This window comes from Pseudomonas sp. 13B_3.2_Bac1, assembly GCF_025466205.1.
GTDB classification, from domain to species: Bacteria; Pseudomonadota; Gammaproteobacteria; order Pseudomonadales; family Pseudomonadaceae; genus Aquipseudomonas; species Aquipseudomonas fluorescens_H.
Genome location: NZ_JANLOG010000085.1, coordinates 1 through 17350 on the forward strand (window position 1 = coordinate 1; position 17350 = coordinate 17350).

Annotated in this window: 16 protein-coding genes and 1 riboswitch; of the genes, 7 read left to right on the forward strand and 9 right to left on the reverse strand. The window is 60.9% G+C overall.

The window, feature by feature from the left end; all coding sequences use genetic code 11:
- Positions 1-62 precede the first annotated feature (62 nt).
- Positions 63-977 (reverse strand): LysR substrate-binding domain-containing protein, encoded by a 915-nt coding sequence (locus tag NTD85_RS14195; RefSeq protein ID WP_226500916.1) that lies wholly within the window; start codon positions 975-977, stop codon positions 63-65.
- Between the two features lie 211 nt (positions 978-1188).
- Between NTD85_RS14195 and trhA the strand changes: the two genes are divergently transcribed.
- Positions 1189-1806, forward strand: coding sequence for a PAQR family membrane homeostasis protein TrhA (trhA, locus tag NTD85_RS14200; protein ID WP_047596560.1), 618 nt, complete (start codon positions 1189-1191; stop codon positions 1804-1806).
- Between the two features lie 182 nt (positions 1807-1988).
- Here the strand turns inward: trhA and NTD85_RS14205 are convergent, their stop codons facing one another.
- Positions 1989-2708 carry a 16S rRNA (uracil(1498)-N(3))-methyltransferase gene (locus tag NTD85_RS14205; RefSeq protein WP_103522459.1) on the reverse strand — a complete coding sequence of 240 codons (720 nt, stop codon included), beginning with the start codon at positions 2706-2708 and terminating at the stop codon, positions 1989-1991.
- A gap of 151 nt (positions 2709-2859) precedes the next feature.
- Positions 2860-4266: an adenosylmethionine--8-amino-7-oxononanoate transaminase gene (locus NTD85_RS14210; RefSeq protein WP_262142453.1), complete on the reverse strand. Its 1407-nt coding sequence runs from the start codon at positions 4264-4266 to the stop codon at positions 2860-2862.
- Between the two features lie 312 nt (positions 4267-4578).
- On the opposite strand from NTD85_RS14210, the gene NTD85_RS14215 reads away from it, so the two are divergent.
- Together NTD85_RS14215 and NTD85_RS14220 are read left to right on the forward strand one after the other, a co-directional pair.
- On the forward strand, positions 4579-5130 hold the full coding sequence (locus NTD85_RS14215; protein ID WP_201136368.1) for a cytochrome b: 552 nt from the start codon (positions 4579-4581) through the stop codon (positions 5128-5130).
- A gap of 31 nt (positions 5131-5161) precedes the next feature.
- The gene (locus NTD85_RS14220) at positions 5162-5755 is read left to right on the forward strand and encodes a YceI family protein (RefSeq protein WP_027610605.1); all 594 of its coding nucleotides are present in this window, start codon (positions 5162-5164) and stop codon (positions 5753-5755) included.
- A gap of 268 nt (positions 5756-6023) precedes the next feature.
- On the opposite strand, the gene NTD85_RS14225 is transcribed toward NTD85_RS14220, so the two are convergent.
- The 4 genes from NTD85_RS14225 to ahcY form a co-directional block, all read right to left on the reverse strand.
- Positions 6024-7892, reverse strand: coding sequence for a DEAD/DEAH box helicase (locus NTD85_RS14225; protein ID WP_139055210.1), 1869 nt, complete (start codon positions 7890-7892; stop codon positions 6024-6026).
- A gap of 221 nt (positions 7893-8113) precedes the next feature.
- Positions 8114-8926, reverse strand: coding sequence for a substrate-binding periplasmic protein (locus NTD85_RS14230; RefSeq protein WP_103522056.1), 813 nt, complete (start codon positions 8924-8926; stop codon positions 8114-8116).
- Positions 8927-9072: 146 nt separating this feature from the next.
- Entirely contained in the window at positions 9073-9918 is an 846-nt protein-coding gene (gene metF / locus NTD85_RS14235) for a methylenetetrahydrofolate reductase [NAD(P)H] (RefSeq protein ID WP_003229047.1), read from the reverse strand.
- Positions 9919-10078: 160 nt separating this feature from the next.
- Positions 10079-11488: an adenosylhomocysteinase gene (gene ahcY, locus NTD85_RS14240; protein ID WP_262142454.1), complete on the reverse strand. Its 1410-nt coding sequence runs from the start codon at positions 11486-11488 to the stop codon at positions 10079-10081.
- Positions 11489-11511: 23 nt separating this feature from the next.
- Positions 11512-11610, reverse strand: a riboswitch (S-adenosyl-L-homocysteine riboswitch).
- Positions 11611-11806: 196 nt separating this feature from the next.
- On the opposite strand from ahcY, the gene NTD85_RS14245 reads away from it, so the two are divergent.
- Positions 11807-12214 carry an acyl-CoA thioesterase gene (locus NTD85_RS14245; RefSeq protein ID WP_027610610.1) on the forward strand — a complete coding sequence of 136 codons (408 nt, stop codon included), beginning with the start codon at positions 11807-11809 and terminating at the stop codon, positions 12212-12214.
- A 210-nt stretch (positions 12215-12424) separates the two neighbouring features.
- A complete protein-coding gene (locus NTD85_RS14250) occupies positions 12425-13324 on the forward strand; it encodes a formate/nitrite transporter family protein (protein ID WP_003229042.1) in 900 nt (299 codons plus the stop codon).
- Here the strand turns inward: NTD85_RS14250 and NTD85_RS14255 are convergent, their stop codons facing one another.
- A complete protein-coding gene (locus tag NTD85_RS14255) occupies positions 13325-14590 on the reverse strand; it encodes a cation:proton antiporter (RefSeq protein ID WP_262142455.1) in 1266 nt (421 codons plus the stop codon).
- 156 nt (positions 14591-14746) lie between these two features.
- Here NTD85_RS14255 and NTD85_RS14260 point away from each other — a divergent pair, with 156 nt between their 5' ends.
- Positions 14747-15580 (forward strand): EamA family transporter, encoded by an 834-nt coding sequence (locus NTD85_RS14260; RefSeq protein WP_262142456.1) that lies wholly within the window; start codon positions 14747-14749, stop codon positions 15578-15580.
- A gap of 39 nt (positions 15581-15619) precedes the next feature.
- Positions 15620-16003, forward strand: a complete 384-nt coding sequence (locus NTD85_RS14265; protein WP_003229034.1) for an MAPEG family protein — start codon at positions 15620-15622, stop codon at positions 16001-16003.
- A gap of 140 nt (positions 16004-16143) precedes the next feature.
- Here NTD85_RS14265 and NTD85_RS14270 read toward each other — a convergent pair whose 3' ends face one another.
- Complete coding sequence (locus tag NTD85_RS14270) at positions 16144-17328, reverse strand: murein transglycosylase A (RefSeq protein WP_003229032.1); 1185 nt, start codon at positions 17326-17328, stop codon at positions 16144-16146.
- Positions 17329-17350: the final 22 nt, after the last annotated feature.

Sequence of the window (17350 nt, forward strand, 5' to 3'; positions counted from 1 at the left end):
CCCACATTTGGAATGCGTTCCCCTGTGGGAGCGGGCTTGCTCGCGAAGGGCGCGACTCGGTCTCAAGTCTGGCGATTGGCATACATCCGACACTCCGCCAGCAACGCCAGCAGATTCGGATCGCGCTCCTTGGCCTTGAGAAACACCACGCCAATGTGCTGCTGCAAGCGGTACTTCTCCTGCAACGGAATCAGCTTCACGCGGTTCTCGTACACCGCCGCAATCCGCCCCGGCAGCAACGCATAACCCACCCCCGAACTGACCATGCTCAGCAGGGTGAAGATGTCGTTGACCTGCATCGCCACCTTCGGCTCGAACCCCGCCTGCTTGAACACCCGGATGCCGTCCTGATGGGTGGCGAAGCCTTGGGTCAGGGTGATGAAGGTTTCGTCGCGCACTTCCGCCAGATCGACCTCCTGACGCTGGGCGAATCTTGAATCTGCCGGCGTGGCGAGGAAAATGTCGTCGGAGAACAGCGGGATCTGCTCGCAGTCCGGATCGCTGACTGTGTCGTCCAGCGACACCAGAATCGCGTCGACTTCCATGTTCTTCAGCTTGTACAGCAGGTCGATGTTCGAGCCGAGGATCAGGTCGATGTTGAGTTCGCTGCGGCGGATCTTCAGGCCCATGATCAGTTGCGGTACGGTTTTCACCGTCAGCGAATACAGCGAGCCGAGTTTGAAGCGTTCAGCGGAGAATCCGGCAGCCTCGCGGGTCAGGCGTACGCTTTCGACCACGTCCTGGATCAGCTTCTGCGCGCGCTCTTCGAGCACGTAGGCGCTTTCCAGAGGCGTCAGGTTACGGCCCTCGTGCTTGAACAGCGGGCAGCGCAGGGCGCTTTCCAGCGAATGGATCGCCCGGTGCACGCTGACATTGCTGGTCTGCAACTCGGCAGCGGCGCGCGCCAGATTGCCGGTGCGCATGAAGGCGAGGAACACCTCGAGTTTTTTCAGGGTCAATTCTTCGTCGATCAGCATGGCGCGGACTCTTTTTTATGTCGGCCGATTGTGCCTTGAAGATCAAAAGATCGCAGCCTTCGGCAGCTCCTACCTTTGGAATGCGATTTTCCTGTAGGAGCTGCCGCAGGCTGCGATCTTTTGATCCTGGCTTTGAATGGAAACATTGCGCTTTTACGCTCAAGGCCCGAGCCTTGCGCGCTGCGGTAACGAATAACGAGGTGAGTGACACATGTATCACGGGGAAAAACTCAACGCCTGGACGCACTTGGTCGGGGCAGTGGCAGCGTTTATCGGCGGCGTGTGGATGCTGGTGATTGCCAGCCTCGACGGCAGTCCGTGGAAGATTGTCAGCGTGGCGATCTACGCCTTTACCTTGCTGGTGCTCTACAGCGCCTCGACCGTGTACCACAGCGTGCGCGGGCGCAAGAAAGCGATCATGAAGAAGGTCGATCACTTTTCGATCTACCTGCTGATCGCCGGCAGCTACACGCCGTTCTGTCTGGTGACGCTGCGCGGGCCTTGGGGCTGGACGCTGTTCGGGATTGTCTGGGGGCTGGCGCTGATCGGCATCTTGCAGGAGATCAAGCCACGCTCGGAGGCGCGGATCCTGTCGATCGTGATCTATGCGGTGATGGGCTGGATCGTGCTGGTGGCGGTCAAGCCGTTGATCGCGGCGCTGGGTACGACGGGGTTTGCCTGGCTGGCGTCGGGCGGGGTGCTGTACACCGTGGGGATCATCTTTTTTGCCCTCGATCACCGGTTGCGGCATGCGCACGGGATCTGGCATCTGTTTGTGATCGCCGGGAGTCTGCTGCACTTTGTGGCGATTCTGTTTTATGTCCTCTGAACGCCCCGCCATCCCCCTGTAGGAGTGAGCCTGCTCGCGATGGCGTCAAGTCAGCCAACATCTTTGTTGAATGACACACCGCATTCGCGAGCAAGCCCGCTCCCACAGTGGATTTGCAGTGAACACAAATGCTGTGTACACCCAAGAACTACTGTGGGAGCGGGCTTGCTCGCGAAGAGGCCCTAGAAGTCACCCCACAACTGCTGGGCCACCGCCAGCGCCACCACCGGCGCGGTCTCGGTACGCAACACCCGCGGCCCAAGGCGGGCCGCATGGAAGCCGTTGCCCTTGGCCTGCTCAACCTCGGCATCCGACAAGCCACCCTCCGGCCCGATCAGGAACGCCAGTGTCGCCGGTTTGGCATGGCTCACCAGCGGCTCGGCCACCGGGTGCAGCACCAGTTTCAATTCGGCCTGGGTCTGTTTCAGCCAGTCGGCCAGCAGCAGCGGCGGGTGAATCACCGGCACCCGCGAACGACCGCACTGCTCGCAGGCGCTGATCGCCACCTGACGCCAGTGCAGCAGGCGTTTGTCGGCGCGTTCGTCCTTGAGCCGCACTTCGCAGCGGTCGCTGAAGATCGGGGTGATTTCGCTCACGCCCAGCTCGGTGGCTTTCTGGATCGCCCAGTCCATGCGCTCGCCCCGGGACAGGCCCTGACCGAGGTGGATCTGCAACGGCGATTCGATCTGGCCGGGCAGTTGCTCGTCGATCTGCACGACGACGCGTTTCTTGCCGACTTCCACCAGCGAGCCGCGAAACTCATGGCCGGAACCGTCGAACAACTGCACCGCATCGCCCTCGGCCATGCGCAGCACGCGGCTGATGTAATGCGCCTGAGCCTCCGGCAGTTCGTGTTCGCCGGTGCTCAGGGGGGCGTCGATAAAGAAGCGGGACAGTCTCATTTCGGGTCTCTGGAAAGATGTGAATCAGTTGGAACGGTGTCGACTTCATTCGCGAGCAAGCCCGCTCCCACAGGGAAATGCATTCCAAATGTGGGAGCGGGCTTGCTCGCGAAAGCGGCAGCCCAGGCACCACAATCTTGAACAATTCAAATCAGCCCGGATCGCGGAACCCCGGGTGGAAATCCTTCGGCACGGCCACGCTGACGCTGTCACGGGTGGCGATGTCGATGCCTTCGCTGGCGACTTCGGCGAGGAAATCGATCTGCTCCGGGGTGATCACGTACGGCGGCAGGAAATACACCACGCTGCCCAGCGGACGCAGCAGTGCGCCGCGCTCCAGCGCATGCTGGAACACCTTCAGGCCACGTCGCTCCTGCCAAGGGTAGGCCTCTTTCGTGGCTTTATCCTTGACCATCTCAATGGCCAGCACCATCCCGGTCTGGCGCACTTCCGAGACGTTCGGGTGATCGACCAGATGCGCAGTGGCCGAGGCCATGCGCCGGGCCAGGGCCTGGTTGTTCTCGATGACGTTGTCCTGCTCGAAGATGTCCAGGGTCGCCAGCGCCGCCGCACAGGCCAGCGGGTTGCCGGTGTAGCTGTGCGAGTGGAGGAAGGCGCGCAGGGTCGGGTAGTCGTCGTAGAACGCGCTGTAGACCTCGTCGGTGGTCAGGCACGCCGCCAGCGGCAGGTAGCCGCCGGTCAGGGCCTTGGACAGGCAGAGGAAGTCCGGGCGAATGCCGGCCTGTTCACAGGCAAACATGGTGCCGGTGCGGCCAAAGCCGACAGCGATTTCGTCGTGGATCAGGTGCACACCGTAGCGGTCGCAGGCTTCGCGCAGCAGCTTGAGGTATACCGGGTGGTACATGCGCATGCCGCCGGCGCCCTGAATCAACGGCTCGACGATCACGGCCGCGACGCTGTCATGGTTTTCGGCCAGCGTCTGTTCCATCGCCGCAAACATGTTGCGTGAGTGTTCTTCCCAGCTCATGCCCTGCGGGCGCAGGTAGCAATCCGGGCTTGGCACCTTGATGGTGTCCATCAGCAGCGCTTTGTAGGTTTCGGTGAACAGCGGCACGTCGCCGACCGCCATCGCCGCCATGGTTTCACCGTGGTAGCTGTTGGTCAGGGTGACGAAGCGTTTCTTGTTCGGCTGGCCGCGGTTGAGCCAGTAGTGGAAGCTCATTTTCAGCGCGACTTCGATGCAGGACGAACCGTTATCGGCGTAGAACACCCGGTTCAGGCCTTCGGGCGTCATCTTCACCAGACGCTCGGACAGCTCGATCACCGGCTGGTGGCTGAAACCGGCGAGGATCACGTGTTCCAGCTGATCGACCTGATCCTTGATGCGCTGGTTGATCCGCGGATTGGCGTGGCCGAACACGTTGACCCACCAGGAGCTGACGGCATCGAGGTAGCGCTTGCCTTCGAAATCTTCGAGCCAGACGCCTTCACCGCGTTTGATCGGGATCAGCGGCAGCTGTTCGTGGTCTTTCATCTGGGTGCAGGGATGCCACAGCACCGCGAGGTCGCGTTGCATCCACTGGTTATTCAGGCCCATTTACAGTCTCCTCGAGGCGGCTCGCGTCAGGTGCGGGCAAACAATCGCGCAAGCCTATGCAATGCATCGCGCCGGGACAACCCATTGTGTGGATTGAGCTACTTTGTATGGGCTGACAGAGGACGCAGATGGCGTTGTCATTGCCTGCCAAAAAACACTCGAGAGCCAGCAACGAATCCCCTTTAATCTTTCCTTAACTCATCTGTTCAAGACTCTTGATCGCATTTCTCGATATTTCAAAGCAAAATTTTCCGCTTTAATTCGATAGATAACTCGCTAGTCTTGGTTCGCAGTTCTCACAGGATTTGGGCAATGCAGCTACGTAACTCTGCTTCTCGCTATGGTTGGGTCAGCATCTTCATGCACTGGGGCGTGGCGCTGGCGGTCTTCGGATTGTTCGCGTTGGGTCTGTGGATGGTGGGGCTGGATTACTACAGCAGCTGGCGCAAAGACGCGCCGGATCTGCACAAGAGCATCGGTCTGGTGTTGCTGGGCGTGATGGTGTTGCGGGTGCTCTGGCGCTTTGTCAGCCCGCCGCCGCCAACGCTGCAGAGCTACAGCCGCATGACCCGCATCGGCGCCAGGTTCGGCCACGGGTTTCTGTACCTCGCGCTGTTCGCCGTGATGATTGCCGGTTACCTGATTTCCACCGCAGACGGTGTCGGGATCCCGGTGTTTGGCCTGTTTGAAGTTCCTGCACTGGTTTCCGGACTACCGGATCAGGCAGATACCGCTGGGGTGATTCATCTCTGGCTGGCGTGGGCGCTGGTAATTTTTTCCGGTCTCCATGCGTTGGCAGCATTGAAGCACCACTTTATCGATCGTGATGCGACCCTGACACGAATGCTCGGTCGCAAAGCCTGAAATTCAACCTCGACTCAAAGGAAAAGAAAGCATGTTGAAAAAGACTCTGGCCGCTCTGGCAATCGGTTCTGCCGTACTGTCCGCGAACGTGATGGCTGCTGATTACACTGTCGACAAGGAAGGCCAGCACGCTTTCGTCGACTTCAAGATCAGCCACCTGGGCTACAGCTACATCACCGGTACCTTCAAGGACATCGACGGCAAGTTCAGCTTTGACGCCGCCAAGCCTGAAGACAGCAAAATCGAATTCAACGTGAAAACCGCCAGCGTGTTCACCAACCACGCCGAGCGCGACAAGCACATCTCCAGCAAAGACTTCCTGGACGTGGGCAAATACGCTGACGCCAAGTTCGTCTCCACCAGCGTCAAATCCACCGGCAAGAACGCCGAGGGCAAAGACACTGCTGACGTGACCGGCGACCTGACCCTGCACGGCGTGACCAAGCCAATCGTGGTCAAGGCTGTGTTCCTGGGCGAAGGCAAGGATCCATGGGGCGGCTACCGTGCCGGCTTTGAAGGCACCACCAGCATCAAGCGCTCTGATTTCGGCAAGATGATGGATCTGGGTCCACAGTCCGACAAGGTCGACCTGTACATCTCGTTCGAAGGTGTGAAAGCGAAGTAATTATCGCCGCCATACAAAAACGCCCCCGGTCGCAAGGCCGGGGGCGTTTTTTATTGCCCGCCAGATCACTTGAGACCACCGCATATCCACTGTGGGAGCGAGCTTGCTCGCGAATGCGGTGTGTCATTCACCAGAGGTCTCGACTGATCCGACGCTTTCGCGAGCAAGCTCGCTCCCACAGGGGGATTGTGGTGATGCAGGGATTTGTGGGAGCAAAAAAAATGCCCCGGCTCTTGCGAGCCGGGGCATTTTTCATGGCAGCGATAACTCAGCGATTGCGGGTCAGCAGTGCTGGTTTCTCGCCGCGCGGACGGGTCGGCAGTTGATCGAGCTGCTCAGGCGTCGGGAAGCGGTCGGCTTTCGATTCCTTGTGCATGATCTTCGGCCCGTTGCTGCGCGGGTTCTGCACGGCTGGCTCGGTACGTGGCTGATCGTCGCGAGCCGGGCGGCGGTTGCGCGACGAGGACTCGTCACGACGGCCCTGGCCATCACGCGGCGCGCCGTTGCGCGGGCCGTTGCGTTTGGCCGGCGGGGTGCCGGTGCTCGAACCGTTGCTGTTGCGCGGACCGTTCTGGCGACCTTGCGGCTGCCCGCCACGAGGGGCGCCAGCGCCTGCACCTTGTGCCGGCGCACCCGGACGACGGCCACGGCCACCGGCAGGGGCGGCTTTCGGCACGTAATCCACGCGGTTACCGAAGTTATCGATATCGTCGTCGAGGAACTCGTCCGGTGCACGATCAGCCGCTGCGCGTGGTGGCTGGCTCGGACGCTGTTCGCGGGCCGGGGTGCCTTCACGTGGCTTCTGCTGACGGGCAGGGCGCTCGCCGCGTTCGCCGGCGGGTTTTTCCTTGCCCTTGTCTTTGCCTTTGTCCTTGCGACCGCCGCCACCACCGCCGCCATTCGGACCGTCGCCACGCGGGCCACGGGAATTGCGCGGGTTGCGCATGTCCGGACGCTCGCGCACTTCAGGCTTCTCGGCCTCGATGGTGCTGGCATCGAAGCCCATCAGGTCGCCGTCGGCGATTTTCTGCTTGGTCATGCGTTCGATGCTTTTCAGCAGTTTTTCTTCGTCCGGGGCCACCAGTGAGATCGCCTCGCCCGAACGACCGGCACGGCCAGTACGGCCGATACGGTGCACGTAGTCTTCATCGACGTTCGGCAGTTCGAAGTTGACCACGTGTGGCAACTGGTCGATGTCCAGACCGCGAGCAGCGATGTCGGTCGCTACCAGGATGCGCACTTCACCGGCCTTGAAGTCGGCCAGGGCTTTGGTGCGGGCGTTCTGGCTCTTGTTGCCGTGGATCGCCACAGCCGGCAGGCCGTGTTTGTCCAGGTACTCGGCCAGACGGTTGGCGCCGTGCTTGGTACGGGTGAACACCAGTACCTGTTCCCAGGCGCCGGCGGTGATCAGGTGCGCCAGCAGGGCACGCTTGTGGCTGGCCGGCAGACGGAACACGCGTTGTTCGATGCGCTCGACCGTGGTATTCGGCGGCGTCACTTCGATACGTTCCGGGTTGTGCAGCAGCTTGCCGGCAAGATCGGTGATGTCTTTGGAGAATGTCGCCGAGAACAGCAGGTTCTGACGCTTGGCCGGCAGACGCGCGAGGACTTTCTTCACGTCGTGGACGAAGCCCATGTCGAGCATGCGGTCGGCTTCGTCGAGGACGAGGATTTCGACGTGGGACAGATCGACGCTGCCCTGGCCTGCGAGGTCGAGCAGGCGACCCGGGCAGGCGACGAGGACGTCAACCCCACGGGACATGGCCTGGACTTGCGGGTTCATGCCGACGCCGCCGAAGATGCAGGCGCTGACGAATTTCAGGTCACGGGCGTAGATCTTGAAGCTCTCGTGTACCTGGGCCGCGAGTTCGCGGGTCGGGGTCAGGACCAGAACGCGCGGTTGGCGCGGGCCATGACGCTGGGATTTGTCCGGGTGACCGTTGGGGAACAACCGCTCCAGGATCGGAAGGGCGAAACCGCCGGTTTTACCGGTACCTGTCTGTGCCGCAACCATCAGGTCGCGACCTTGCAACACGGCGGGAATGGCCCGCTGTTGCACCGGAGTAGGCTCGGTATAGCCCGCATCTTCGATGGCACGGACTAAAGCCTCGGAGAGACCGAGGGAAGCAAAGGACATGAGTAATCCTGTTTTAGTTAGGGCTTGGCCCAATGGGAGTCTTGCCTGGCGCGAATCACGTTTAAGAGGACGCAATCCCGTCCGGTCCTGCTGCGGTTCCGAAGGCACGTCAGGAGCGCTCGCGCGGGCTGAAAGCTGCGCTGTAGCGGGTCGAGAGGCCTGTTATGGTTCCGGGCGTCCGGGCGTGAGCCTGGCGGGAACGCCGGAGTATAACAGAGCAATCACTGCGCGCTGCTTTCCTGCTGCTCAACGGTTTTATGGCTGGCCGATGCATTGCCCGGCAGCGCCGTGCCTGTAGGGGCAGCGCCGTAGCGTGCGCTGAGCTCGGCGTAGGCAGGTTCACGCTTGAATCGTTTGAGTTCAGCGCCAAAGCGCTGCACCAGCAGATCCATCCCGGCATTGCGTCGAACGGCCAGATATTGGCTCTGACGGCTGATGATCGTCGGGTTTTCGCTGATCTGATCGCGAATATTCAGCTGATCGAGCAAATGCTGACCGACGCGGCGATCGGTGATCAACAAGTCGATGCGTCCGCGCAGCAGTTTACCGAAGTTGGCCTCGTGGGTCGGTGCCGGCTCGCGGGTGAACAGTGGCGACTGGCTGAAATCGGCGCTGTACAGATAGCCCGGCGAAGTGCCGATGGTCAGGCCTTTGAGTTCTTCGAGCTTGCTGAAGGGGTGTGGCCGGTCATTGGCGTAGAACATCACGAACTCGACGTCCGACAACGGTTCACTCGGATAGAGCAGGGTGGCGTCGCGCTCGTCGCTGTGAAAGATATCCAGCGCGCCGTCAGCCTGGCCGGTCTCGAGCATCGACAGGCAGCGTTTCCACGGCAGGAACTGCCATTCGACTTCGATTCCCAAACGCTTGAACACGATGGCGGTGGTTTCGTAGTCCAGCCCGAGGTTCTTGCCGTCCTCCTCATACACGTAAGGAGCCCACGGCTCGGTGACAATACGCAACTTCTCGCCCCGAGCGGCAAAGCTCAGGCAAGCAAAAACCAGTACCGTGAATAGTTGCGCGATCAAAGGCATGACTTGAGATTACGACGAGAAACGCGAAAGAGCCAGAAAGTGCCTGCACAAGCTCTAATTCGGGGATTCAAAAGCAAAAGATCGCAGCAACGACACCCCTGTAGGAGCTGCCGAAGGCTGCGATCTTTTGATCTCTCTTTTAGTGCTTAGCGCGGCAACTTCAAGTTATTCCAGATCGCCAGACTAGGTTCAGCCTGGTTCATGGAATAGAAGTGCAGCCCCGGTGCACCACCCTGCAGCAGGCGTTCGCACATTTCGCTGACAACTTGCTCGCCGAAGCGCTGAATGCTTTGGCTGTCATCGCCGTAGGCTTCCAGTTGCTTGCGGATCCAGCGCGGGATTTCCGCACCGCAGGCATCGGAGAAGCGCGCCAGCTTGCTGTAGTTGGTGATCGGCATGATCCCCGGTACCACCGGAATATCCACGCCCAGTGCCTGCAAACGGTCTACGAAGTAGAAGTAGCTGTCGGCGTTGAAGAAGTACTGGGTGATCGCGCTGTCGGCGCCGGCGCGGGCCTTGCGCACGAAGTTGGCGAGATCGTCTTCGTAGTTGCGCGCTTGCGGATGCATCTCCGGGTAAGCGGCAACTTCGATGTGGAAATGATCGCCGGTTTCTTCACGAATGAATTCAACCAATTCATTGGCGTGACGCAGCTCGCCGCTGGTCATGCCCATGCCGGACGGCAGGTCGCCGCGCAGGGCAACGATGCGCTTGATACCGGCAGCCTTGTATTCGTTCAGCAGGCCGCGCAGGTCGTCCTTGCTGTCGCCGACGCACGACAGGTGCGGTGCGGCCGGTACTTTGACTTCGCTTTCCAGCTGCAGAACGGTGTTGAGGGTGCGATCACGGGTCGAACCACCAGCGCCATAGGTGCAGGAGAAGAAATCGGGATTGTACGTTGCCAACTGACGGGCAACGTTGAGCAGCTTTTCATGCCCAGCATCGGTCTTGGTCGGGAAGAACTCGAAGCTGTAGCGACGGTCTTGGGACATGGGAAATACCCTTGGAAACACGAAGCCTGTGAGGCTTGCACCGCCCATGTGGGAGCGGGCTTGCTCGCGAAAGCGGCGGGTCAGGCAACATCAATGCTGAATGACAGACCGCTTTCGCGAGCAAGCCCGCTCCCACAGGGAGAGCAGGCCGCCGCGTCAATCAGTAGCGGTAAGCGTGCGGCTTGAACGGGCCTTCGACGGTGACGCCGATGTAGTCAGCCTGTTGCTTGGTCAGTTGAGTCACCACGCCGCCGAAGCCGCGAACCATTTCCAGGGCCACTTCTTCGTCGAGTTTCTTCGGCAGTACTTCAACGGTCAGACGCTTGGCTTTCTCGGCTGGCGACAGGTCGGCGTACTTCTGGCCGAACAGGAAGATCTGCGCCAGTACCTGGTTGGCGAACGAACCGTCCATGATGCGGCTCGGGTGACCGGTGGCGTTGCCCAGGTTCACCAGACGGCCTTCGGCCAGCAGGATCAGGTAGTCGTCGTTCTGTGCGTCGAAAGCGCCCGGGCCGGTACGGTGGATCTTGTGGACCTGTGGCTTCACTTCTTCCCATGCCCAGTTCTTGCGCATGAAAGCGGTGTCGATTTCGTTGTCGAAGTGACCGATGTTGCAGACAACAGCGCGCTTCTTCAGGGCTTTGAGCATGTTCGCGTCGCAAACATTGACGTTACCGGTGGTGGTCACGATCAGGTCGATCTTGCCCAGCAGCGCTTTGTCGATGCTTGCTGCGGTGCCGTCGTTGATACCGTCGATGAACGGCGAAACCAGCTCGAAACCGTCCATGCAGGCCTGCATGGCGCAGATCGGGTCAACTTCGGAAACCTTGACGATCATGCCTTCCTGACGCAGCGACTGAGCAGAGCCCTTGCCCACGTCACCGTAACCGATGACCAGCGCTTGCTTGCCGGACAGCAGGTGGTCGGTACCGCGCTTGATCGCATCGTTCAGGCTGTGACGGCAGCCATACTTGTTGTCGTTCTTGGACTTGGTCACCGAGTCGTTGACGTTGATCGCCGGGATCTTCAGCTCGCCCTTGGCCAGCATGTCCAGCAGGCGGTGAACGCCGGTGGTGGTTTCTTCGGTCACGCCGTGAACGCGGTCCAGCACCTGTGGGTACTTGTCGTGCAGCAGCTGAGTCAGGTCGCCGCCGTCGTCGAGGATCATGTTGGCGTCCCATGGCTGGCCATCCTTGAGGATGGTCTGCTCCAGGCACCACTCGTACTCTTCTTCAGTCTCGCCTTTCCAGGCGAAAACCGGGATGCCGGCGGCAGCGATGGACGCAGCGGCCTGATCCTGAGTCGAGAAAATGTTGCAGGACGACCAGCGTACTTCGGCACCCAGGGCAACCAGGGTTTCGATCAGCACGGCAGTCTGAATGGTCATGTGGATGCAGCCGAGGATTTTCGCGCCCTTGAGCGGCTGCTCGGAGGCGTACTTGCGGCGCAGACCCATCAGGGCCGGCATTTCCGATTCGGCGATGATGGTTTCGCGACGGCCCCAGGCGGCCAGGGACATATCGGCAACTTTGTAATCGTTAAAATCTGCAGGCGTGATAACAGCGCTCATGAAGAGCCTCCATTCGTAATGTATGCGAATGGGCGCCGTTGTGCGTTTAGTGTCCGGCCTTGGCCAGTCAACGCCCCATCCGAGCCTGACAGGTTGATCCTGCTGCAGCGCCCCTCGGACAGGTGGCGGGAAAACGGTACCAGGTGAACGTTACCGTTTTGAAACGGGGGCGATTATAGCCGTCTAGACTGATCTTCCAAAGGGTTTCTGTCGGCCAAATGAAGATCGCTAATAGCGACCATAGTAGAAGGCTCATGGAGCATGACCGTCCGGTCTGCCAAGATGGCGCCATCTTTCGGCAAACGCTCAGGAGTGAACATGAATTTCCACACCCGCAAATGGGTAAAACCCGAAGACCTCAACCCCAATGGCACCCTGTTCGGCGGCAGCCTGCTGCGCTGGATCGACGAAGAAGCGGCGATCTACGCCATCGTCCAGTTGGGCAATCAGCGCGTGGTGACCAAGTACATTTCCGAGATCAACTTCGTCAGCGCCTCGCGCCAGGGCGACATCATCGAGCTGGGCATCACCGCCACCGAGTTCGGCCGCACCTCGATCACCCTGACCTGCGAAGTGCGTAACAAGATCACCCGCAAGAGCATCCTCACGGTGGAGAAGATGGTGTTCGTCAACCTCGGCGAAGATGGTTTGCCAGCCCCGCACGGACGGACCGAGATCAAGTACGTCAAAGACCAGTTCAAGGAAGATGAACTGGTGAGCAAGTAATCGGTGAATTGTGGCGAGGGAGCTTGCTCCCGCTCGGCTGCAAAGCAGTCCCAAAACCGGTAAGTGTTGTTTGTCTGAAACACAAGACGACTGCTGCGCAGCCGAGCGGGAGCAAGCTCCCTCGCCACAGATAATAGTTTCGGTTGGGGGAGTGAACAGCCATGAACCGCAGGGGTCGTAGCTAAAAGCCCCCCACCCGGTTCCCACGCCATGACCACGCCTACAGACGGCAAGACTCCCAACCTCTCGACCGATGAACAACACGAAGTCGAGAAAAACCAGCCGCCCCGCGCGGCGGTTCTGCATGAAATCATCCGCACTCAAGGCGATCAGGAACTGGAGCGCAGCATCGCCGCGCTGTGGTGGTCGGCGCTCGCCGCCGGGCTGACCATGGGCCTGTCGCTGATGGGCATGGGCCTGCTCAATTCGCGCCTGCCCGAGGGTGAGGAATTCAAGGTGATCGCCAGTTTCGGCTACTGCGCGGGGTTCCTCGCGGTGATCCTCGCCCGCCAGCAACTGTTCACCGAAAACACCCTGACCGCCGTCCTCCCGGTGATGAGCAAACCGACCCTGGCCAATTTCGGCCGGCTGATCCGCCTGTGGGGCGTGGTCCTGTTCGGCAATTTGTGCGGGACGATTCTGGTGGCGTACGTGATGCTCGAGCTGCCGATCTTCGACGCCAAGACCGATCACGCCTTCCTTGAAATCGGCCGCAAGGTCATGGAAAACCACGCCAGCCAAATGTTCGCCAAAGGCATCGTTTCCGGCTGGATGATCGCCACCATGGTCTGGATGATCCCGTCCATGGAGAGCGCGAAGATGTGGATCATCATCCTCATCACCTACCTGATGGCGCTGGGCGACTTCACCCACATCGTGGTCGGTTCGGCGGAAGTGTCGTATCTGGTGTTTGCCGGCGAGCTGCCGTGGAGTGATTTCTGGATGGTGTTTGCCGGGCCGACGCTGGCGGGGAACATCATCGGCGGCAGTTTCATCTTCGCCCTGATCAGCCATGCGCAGATCCGCAGCGAGAGCGGCGCGCCGAAAGAAACAGGCAAAGGGTCTGCGGATCAGGCCGAAAAGCCTGACCCGCAGCAGATCAGAAAATGATCAGTGGTGCGCGGGCTCGGCCGCTGTGGCCGGCTCGTCACGGGTGGCGTGCTTGACCAGTTTGCCGATGGTCAGACCCTGCAACAGGATCGACGACAGCACCACGATGTAGGTGATGCTCAGCAGCAGATCGCGCTCCGGGCCCAGCGGCAGGGCCAGCGCCAGTGCCACCGAGACACCACCGCGCAAACCGCCCCAAGTCAGGATACGGATGGTGCCGCGCGGCACCGTGCGCCAACGGCGCAGCAGAACGATGGCCGGGGCCACGGTAAGCAGGCGCGACAGCAGAATCGCCAACGCCAGCAGACTGGCCGCCGCCACGTGCGCCCAGTTGAACGGCAGTAGCAACAGCTCCATGCCGATCAGCGCGAACAGCAGGGCGTTGAGCATGTCATCGAGCAGCTCCCAGAAGCCGTCGAGGTACTTGCGGGTCATGTCGTTCATCGCCAGGTTGCGCCCCAGGTTACCGATGATCAGACCGGCGACCACCATCGCAATCGGCGCCGAGACGTGCAGCTCGGTGGCCATCGCCGAACCGCCGATCACCAGCGCGAGGGTCAGCATCACGGTGATCTGATGCTGCTGGACGCTCTTGATCATCCGGTACACCCCATAACCGATCAGCCCGCCGAACAGCACGCCGCCAATGGCTTCGTGAACGAACAGCATGGCGGTGGCGCTGATCGTCGGCGTTTCACCCAATTGGGCGATACCCAGCAGCACGGTGAACACCACCACCGCTGTGCCGTCGTTGAACAGCGACTCGCCGACGATGGTGGTTTTCAGCGGCTTCGAAGCGTTGGCGGTGCGCAGTACGCCGAGCACCGCAATCGGATCGGTCGGCGAAATCAGCGCGCCGAACAACAGGCAGTAGAGGAAGCTCACGTGCCAGCCGAACAGGGCAAAAATGTAATAGGCGAGGCTACCGATCACGACGGTCGCAATCAGCACGCCGAGCGTGGCCAGCAGGCCGATCGGCCAGCGATAGCTGCGCAGGTCGTTCAGGTTGACGTGCAGGGCGCCGGCGAACAGCAGAAACGACAGCATCCAGTTCATCAGCAGATCGCCGAAGTCGATCTGGCCGATCAGTTGCTGTACGCGTTCTTCGAGGCCGGGATAGCCGAGCAGGCTCAGGCCTTGCAGCAACAGGGAGAACATCAGCGCGGTGACCATCACGCCGATGGTCGGCGGCAGGCCGATGAAGCGGTAGTTGACGAAGGTGAGAAGGGTGGTGAGGCAGATGAATGCGGCTACGAGTTCAAGCATCCGGGCTCCTTTGGATGGGGGTGGAAAGACAGCGCCCCGATTCTTCGGTGCAAAGGTTGGATGGGCTGATTCGGGGTGGGGACACAACTATGTCCCCTCGGTTGGTCGGCCGCGCACATTGGTGTAGGGTCAACAATAAAAATCAAGGAGTGGAACGTGCTGGCGACAGTTCTGGTGTTGATGGCGGCGCTGTTGCATGCGACGTGGAATACCCTGATCAAGTTCAGCGCCGAACGGCTGCTGGTAGTGGCGTGCATGGACACGGTGGCGCTGCTGTTTGTCGCCCTCGCATTTCCATTCATCAGCCTGCCGCCGGCGGACATCTGGCCGTGGATTCTGGCTTCGGCGGCGTTCGAGTTGCTGTATCGCTATTTGCTGATTCAAGCTTATCGGGTCGGCGACCTCGGGTTGGTCTATCCGCTGATGCGCGGCTTGTCGCCGCTGGTGGTGCTGGCGTTGACCCTGATCTTCGCCGGCGAAGTGCTTACCGCGCAGCAGATCTTCGGGATCATGCTGATTCCGCTGGGCATGGCCTGCCTGCTCTGGCAGGGCGGCGGCGGGAAGCATTTGCCGTGGTCAATGCTGCCGGTGGTAGCGCTGATCGGGCTGTGCATCGGCTGCTACACCTACATCGATGGCCAGGCCTTGCGGCGCTGGTCGCATCCGCTGGATTACCTGGTCTGGGTCACGTTGCTCAGCGCCTGGCCGTTTCCGTTGCTGGCATGGGTGGCGAAACGCCCGGCATTTCTGGTGTTCTGGCGCGAGCAGTGGAAGTTGGGGCTGGCGGTCGGGTTCTGCGTGTTGTTCAGCTACGCTCTGGTGCTGTGGGCGATGCAGTTGGGCTCGATTGCCGAAGCGGCGGCGTTGCGCGAGATCAGCGTGATTCTGGTGGTGCTGTTCGGCATGCGTTACCTGAAAGAACCTTTCGGCAGACCGCGGCTCTTAGCCTGTGGGCTGGTGCTGATCGGCATGCTGGTGATGAAGTTCTGACGGCCCGCAATTCTCTATCATTCGAAGAAGGACGGCTTTATGACGGTGGCTCTGTGGTGCGTATTGATCGCGATTTTCCTGCCGTATGTGTGCACGATCGTGGCCAAGGCCAGCGGCGGTTTCAGGCTTCAGGACAACCATGATCCCCGGGACTTTCTCGAAAGCCTGAACGGCGTGGCCCGACGGGCGCATGCGGCGCAGTTGAACAGTTTCGAGGTGATGCCGGCGTTTGCGGCAGCGGTGATCGTTGCGCACCTGGTGGGCACGGCGCAGTTGGTGACGGTGAATGTGCTGGCGGTGATGTTCATTACCAGCCGCCTGCTGTACATCATCTGCTACCTGGCGGACTGGGCGATTCTGCGGTCGCTGGTGTGGTTTGTCGGGATGGGGCTGATTGCTGCGTTCTTCTTTGTGTCGGTCTGAATCTCGGGTGTTGCTGCTGGCCTCTTCGCGAGCAAGCCCGCTCCCACAGGGTTCTTGGGTGTACACAGGATTTGTGCTCGCCATTGATACCTGTGGGAGCGGGCTTGCCCGCGAAGGCAATAGCTCAGGCGCCGAAGTGCTTAAGGTTTGTCCTTCACCGTATCGGCGACCTGGGGCACTTGCGGCAACGCCGCACCTTTAGGCCAGAGCATCCAGATCTGCCCCTGCTGCTTCATGTCCCCGGCTAACTGCCCGGCGGCGTCGCCCGTGCCCCAAAACAGGTCCGCGCGCACCTCGCCGGCAATCGCGCCGCCTGTGTCCTGCGCCGCGACCGGGCGCACCAGCGCCGTGCCATCCGGGCGGGTGGTCGACAGCCACAGCAGGCTGCCCAACGGAATCACCTTGCGATCCACCGCTGCGCTGTAGCCGGCGGTCAGCGGCACATTGAGCGAACCGCGCGGACCTTCGTTGCTGTCCGGGTTACGGGTGAAGAACACGTAGCTCGGGTTGCTGCCCAGCAGTTCCGGGATGCGCGACGGGTTGGCCTTGGCCCAGTTGCTGATCGCGCTCATGGTCACGTCTTCTTTCTTCAACTCGCCCTGTTCCACCAGCCAGCGGCCGATCGGTCGGTACGGGTGGCCGTTCTGGTCGGCGTAGGCGATGCGCAGTTGCTTGCCATCCGGCGTCTGAATCCGCCCCGAGCCCTGGATCTGCAAAAACTGCAGGTTCATCGGGTCGGTGAGGTACGCCACCACCGGCGCTTTTACGCCTTTGGATTCAATGGTCGCCGCGTCGTCGTAAGGCTTGAGCACCCGACCTTCAAGGCGGCCGCGCAAGCGCTTGCCCTTGAGTTCCGGATAAATACTGTCCAGCGAGACGATGATCATGTCTTCCGGCACGCCATACACCGGCACGTTGGCTACGTCGGTGGGCGTCAGGCTGCCGGGGTAGACCGGTTCGTAGTAACCGGTGATCAGACCGTTGGGGTTGTCATGCTCGGCGCGCAGGCCGAATACATCGAGGTTCTGCTTGAGGAACGCGCGGATCTCGTTGGCGCTCGGCGGCACGTTGGCCGCTGCGGCGCAGGTGCCGCCCCAGACCGGATCGGCCTTGAGTCGGGTGCAGGCGCTGCGCCACGAGCCGAAACCGGCCACCAGATCGCTGTCGGACACCGCCGGCAGGGCTTCCCAGGTGGTGCTGGAATAAGTGGCCAAGGCGTGGGTTTTCGGTTTGGCATTGTCGCCGCCCGTACAGCCGGCAAGGATTGCCAGCAGCGGCAGGGTTGCGATCAGTGGGTGACGCCAGGCCTTGAAACGGCTGTTCATGGAGTGATTCCTGTGCCGGTTG